General features: G+C 72.8%; 3 protein-coding genes and 1 pseudogene. 1 reads left to right on the top strand and 3 read right to left on the bottom strand.

The genetic code is table 11. The features are described 5' to 3' along the window. Positions 1 to 54: 54 nt before the first annotated feature. From SSNG_RS06090 to SSNG_RS06080, 3 genes and pseudogenes are all read right to left on the bottom strand, one after another. Complete coding sequence (locus tag SSNG_RS06090; RefSeq protein ID WP_007262928.1) at positions 55 to 429, bottom strand: RNA polymerase-binding protein RbpA; 375 nt, start codon at positions 427 to 429, stop codon at positions 55 to 57. A 347-nt stretch (positions 430 to 776) separates the two neighbouring features. Beyond that, positions 777 to 2,157: pseudogene (locus tag SSNG_RS06085) on the bottom strand (MFS transporter). 66 nt (positions 2,158 to 2,223) lie between these two features. After that, a complete protein-coding gene (locus SSNG_RS06080; RefSeq protein WP_007262926.1) occupies positions 2,224 to 2,994 on the bottom strand; it encodes a glycerophosphodiester phosphodiesterase in 771 nt (256 codons plus the stop codon). Between the two features lie 180 nt (positions 2,995 to 3,174). Here SSNG_RS06080 and SSNG_RS06075 point away from each other — a divergent pair. Next, positions 3,175 to 4,441 (top strand): PLP-dependent aminotransferase family protein (locus SSNG_RS06075; protein ID WP_007262925.1); only part of this gene is annotated, 1,267 nt, incomplete at its 3' end.

The following is a 4,441-nucleotide window of genomic DNA, read 5'->3' as shown; positions in this document are numbered from 1 at the left end:
GGGCCCCGCCACTGATGTGGCGGGGCCCCTCGGCTACTGCGTTGTGTCCGCGGGTCAGGCGGACTTGCGGCTGTCGCGCGGATGCACGGCGATGTTCATGGCGCCGGAGCGCAGGACGGCCAGCCGTTCGGCCAGCACCTCCTCCAGCTCCTCGCGGGTGCGCCGCTCCATGAGCATGTCCCAGTGCGTTCGCGCAGGCTTGCCCTTCTTCTCTTCGGGCCCGTCCCCGTCAACCAGGAGTGCCATGGCGCCGCACGCCTTGCACTCCCACTCCGGCGGAATCTCTGCCTCAACCGAGAACGGCATCTCAAATCGATGTCCGTTCTGGCATGCGTACTCCACCGCCTGGCGCGGGGCCAGATCGATGCCGCGGTCCGTCTCGTAGCTGGTAACCACGAGCCGCGTACCGCGGAGAGCTCGCTCACTCATGAATCGTGCCTCCCGGGCTTGTCGCCCACAGGACAGGTGTCGCTGTCGTCGTCATCCGGTCAACGTCCGGTCGGCGGTATAGATTCCCGCTCCGGGTCAATGCGTCGCCCGTCGTGCCGCCCCTTGTTGTACCCACCAGTGCCCGTTTTGTCACATCTGGCAGCAGATGTCACCCAACGTCTACACTTCTCGTGCGCGCAGTAACGGTCCGCCTGGCAGGCCAAAGGCGTACACTACCGGCCCTTTGCCGCAACGTCGAAATTCGTTCGGGATTCGTTCGTGAGTCCGGATCCCGGGCGGGCGGCGGAAGGGGCCGATCCGGGCCCGCCCGGGCCCGGATCCGCGCATCAGAGGCGTACCGGAACAGGATTGCCCGCCGCCTCCACCGCGCGCCGCACCGGCACCCGGGCGAGCAGCACGAAACCCAGTGCGAAGAACACCACCAGCGAGATGATCGCGTCCCGGTAGCTGCCCGTGAGCTGGTACGTCAGGCCGAAGACCAGCGCCCCACCCAGCTCAGCCCCGGTCGCTCATCTCGTACGCCGAGAAGTACTCGGCCTCCTTGCCCGCCGGCACCAGGTGCGAGAACAGCGAACGCGACAGCGCCTGGCTGCCGCCCAGCACCAGCCCGATCATCGCCGCGAGCGCGAAGAACCACACCGGGGTCCGGGCCGGCAGGAAGTACCCCGCCGCCAGCGTCAGCGCCCACGCGGCCAGCGAGCCCAGGATCGTCCGCTTCGCCCCGTACACCCGGGCCAGCCGGCCCATCGCCAGCGCGCCCGCCACCGCCAGCACCTGGACCAGCAGCACCGCTCCGATCAGCGTGGACTGCTCCAGTTCCAGCTCCTCGGAGCCGTAGACCGAGGCCTGGGAGATCACGGTCTGCACGCCGTCGTTGTAGATCAGGTACGCGAGGAGGAACGACAGGGTCAGCGGGTAGCGCCGCATGTCCTTGAAGGTGGCCACCAGCTGCTTCCAGCCGCTGACGGCCGGCGCGCCGCCCGCCTCCCGGACCACCGCCCGGTCCCGCAGCCGGCGCAGCGGGATCAGCGCGAAGGCCCCCCACCACAGGCCCGCCGACGCCAGGCAGATCCGTACGGCCTCGCCCTCGGAGAGGCCGAAGGAGTCGTGGCCCAGGTACAGCACCAGGTTCACCACGAGCATCAGCGAGCCCGCCGTGTAGCCGAAGGCCCAGCCCCGCGAGGAGACGGTGTCCCGCTCGTCCGGGGTGGAGATCTGCGGCAGGTAGGCGTTGTAGAGCACCATCGACACGGACAGGGCCGCGTTCGCGACGATCAGCAGGAACCCGCCCAGCAGGTAGCGCTCGCCGCCGAGGAAGAACATCGCCGCCGTCGCCGTGGCACCGGTGTACGCGGCCACGGCCAGCAGCGGCTTCTTGCGCCCCGTCCGGTCGGCGACCGCGCCCGCCAGCGGCATCAGCAGCACGGCGAGGATCACCGACGCCGACACCGAGTACGCGAAGAAGGACCCGGCCCGCACCGGGATCCCCAGCGGGTGGACGTAGCCCTCGGCGTCCGCGGCGGCCTTCGCCACCGAGGTCAGGTACGGGCCGAGGAACACGGTGAGCACGCTCGCCGAGTACACGGACACGGCGAAGTCGTAGAAGTACCAGCCCCGCTGTTCCCGCTTGCGTGCGGCCGCCGCCTCCGCCGACGGTCTGCCGTCCTCGGCCCCGGGCTCCGCCTCGTCCGTCGTCTGCGCGCTCATTCGAGAGCCCCCTCGCTGGTCCCCGTACCGCACGGCCGCGGGCGCCCGCGCGGCGGCCGGGCGGTGTCAGGCCCAGGCGCCGCGCCGGTCCAGCACCGTGCGCAAGATGTCGATCCGGTCGGTCATGATGCCATCGACGCCCAGGTCGAGGAGAGCCTCCATGCGTTCCGGTTCGTTCACGGTCCACACGTGCACCTGGAGTCCCCGCTCGTGCGCGGTCCGTACGAAGCGCCGGTCGACCACCCGGATGCCCGCCTGGGTCTCCGGGACCTGGGCTGCCACCGCGCCGACGCGCAGGGCCGCCGGGATCGCGAAGGACCGCAGCCGCAGCCCGACCACCCCGCGCACCCCGTATGAGGTCGCCAGCCGGGGTCCCGCGATCTTCTGCGCCCGGGCCACCCGGCTCTCCGAGAAGGAGCCCACGCACACCCGGTCCCAGACCCCGGCCCGCGCGATCAGGTTCACCAGCGGGTGCAGGGCCGACTCGTCCTTGACGTCCACGTTCCAGCGGGCGTCCGGGAACTGCTCCAGCAGGTCCTCGAAGAGGGCCAGCGGCTCGGTCCCCGCCACCCGCGCCTCGCGCACCCGGCTCCAGGACAGCTCCCGGATCCGGCCGCTCATGTCGGTGACCCGGTCCAGCGTGGCGTCGTGGAAGGCCACCAGCTTCCCGTCCGCCGTCGCGTGCACATCGGTCTCGAAGTACCGGTAGCCCGCCCCGGCGGCCCTGCGGAAGGCGGCGGCGGTGTTCTCCAGCCCGTCCGCGGCCCCGCCCCGGTGGGCGAAGGGGATCGGGGCCGGATGGTCCAGGTAGGGGTGCCGGAGGCGTACGTGAGTCACGGCCGCAGTATGCCCAATGCGCCCCGCCCGGCGGGAGCGCCACGTCCCCGCCCGGCGCCCGCGCGGCACCCCCTGGCCGGAATGGACCGGCCCATGACACCCTGGGGCCCCGCGAACAATCCAATACCGGCCCCGGGACCGCCGTCCGGGGGCCAATCCGACGAAGGTGGACCGGACGCCATGGCTCAGTGGACCTCAGCGGTCGGTGCCGCGCAGCTCGCCCGGCTCATCGGCTCCCAGCAGGACCGGCCCGCGCCGCCCGGCGCCCGCAAGCCGCCCGCGTACCGCACCCTGGCCGACGGCATCCGGCTGCTCGTCCTGGAGGGCCGTGTGCCCGTCGCCGCCCGGCTGCCCGCCGAGCGGGAGCTGGCCACCGCCCTGTCGCTCAGCCGCACCACCGTCGCCGCCGCCTACGAGGCGCTGCGCGGGGAGGGCTTCCTGGAGTCCCGCCGGGGCGCCGGCAGCTGGACCTCCGTACCGGCCGGGAACCCGCTGCCGGCCCGCGGGCTGGAGCCGCTGCCCCCCGAGTCCCTCGGCTCGATGATCGACCTCGGCTGCGCCGCCCTCCCGGCCCCCGAACCCTGGCTGACCAAGGCCGTCCAGGGCGCCCTGGAGGAGCTCCCGCCCTACGCGCACACCCACGGCGACTACCCGGCGGGCCTGCCCGCGCTGCGCCGGATGCTCGCCGACCGCTACACCGAGCGGGGCATCCCGACCATGCCCGAGCAGATCATGGTCACCACCGGCGCGATGGGCGCCATAGACGCCATCTGCAGCCTCTTCGCCGGGCGCGGCGAGCGGATCGCCGTGGAGTCCCCCTCCTACGCCAACATCCTCCAGCTGATGCGCGCCGCCGAGGCCCGCCTCGTGCCCGTGGCGATGGGGACCGGGCTGACCGGCTGGGACATGGACGTCTGGCGGCAGGTGCTGCGCGACTCGGCCCCCCGCCTGGCCTACGTCGTCGCCGACTTCCACAACCCGACCGGCGCCCTGGCCGCGGAGGACAAGCGCCGCGCGATGGTCGAGGCGGCCCGCTCCGCCGGAACCGTGCTGATCGCCGACGAGACCATGGCCGAACTCCAGCTGGACCCGGACCTCGTCATGCCCCGCCCGGTCTGCTCCTTCGACCCCGCCGGCTCCACGGTGATCACCGTCGGCTCCGCCAGCAAGGCCTTCTGGGCGGGCATGCGGATCGGCTGGGTCCGCGCGGCCCCCGACGTCATCCGCAGCCTGGTCGCCGCGCGGGCGTACGCGGACCTGGGCACCCCGGTGCTGGAACAGCTCGCGGTGAACTGGCTGATGCGCACCGGCGGCTGGGAGGAGGCCGTCGGGATGCGCCGCGCCCAGGCCCGGGAGAACCGGGACGCACTGGTCGGGGCGGTGCGCCGGGAGCTGCCGGACTGGGAGTACGAGGTGCCGGGCGGCGGGCTCACGCTGTGGGCCCGGG

Source organism: Streptomyces sp. C (assembly GCF_000158895.1).
GTDB classification, from domain to species: Bacteria; Actinomycetota; Actinomycetes; order Streptomycetales; family Streptomycetaceae; genus Streptomyces; species Streptomyces racemochromogenes.
The sequence above is the reverse complement of the archived record's forward strand: the minus strand, read 5'-3'. Positions and strand labels throughout refer to the sequence as shown.

Bases quoted from the DNA above. Each gene is read 5' to 3' on its own strand.
- SSNG_RS06090 (WP_007262928.1), bottom strand. From the start codon at position 429: ATGAGTGAGCGAGCTCTCCGCGGTACGCGGCTCGTGGTTACCAGCTAC.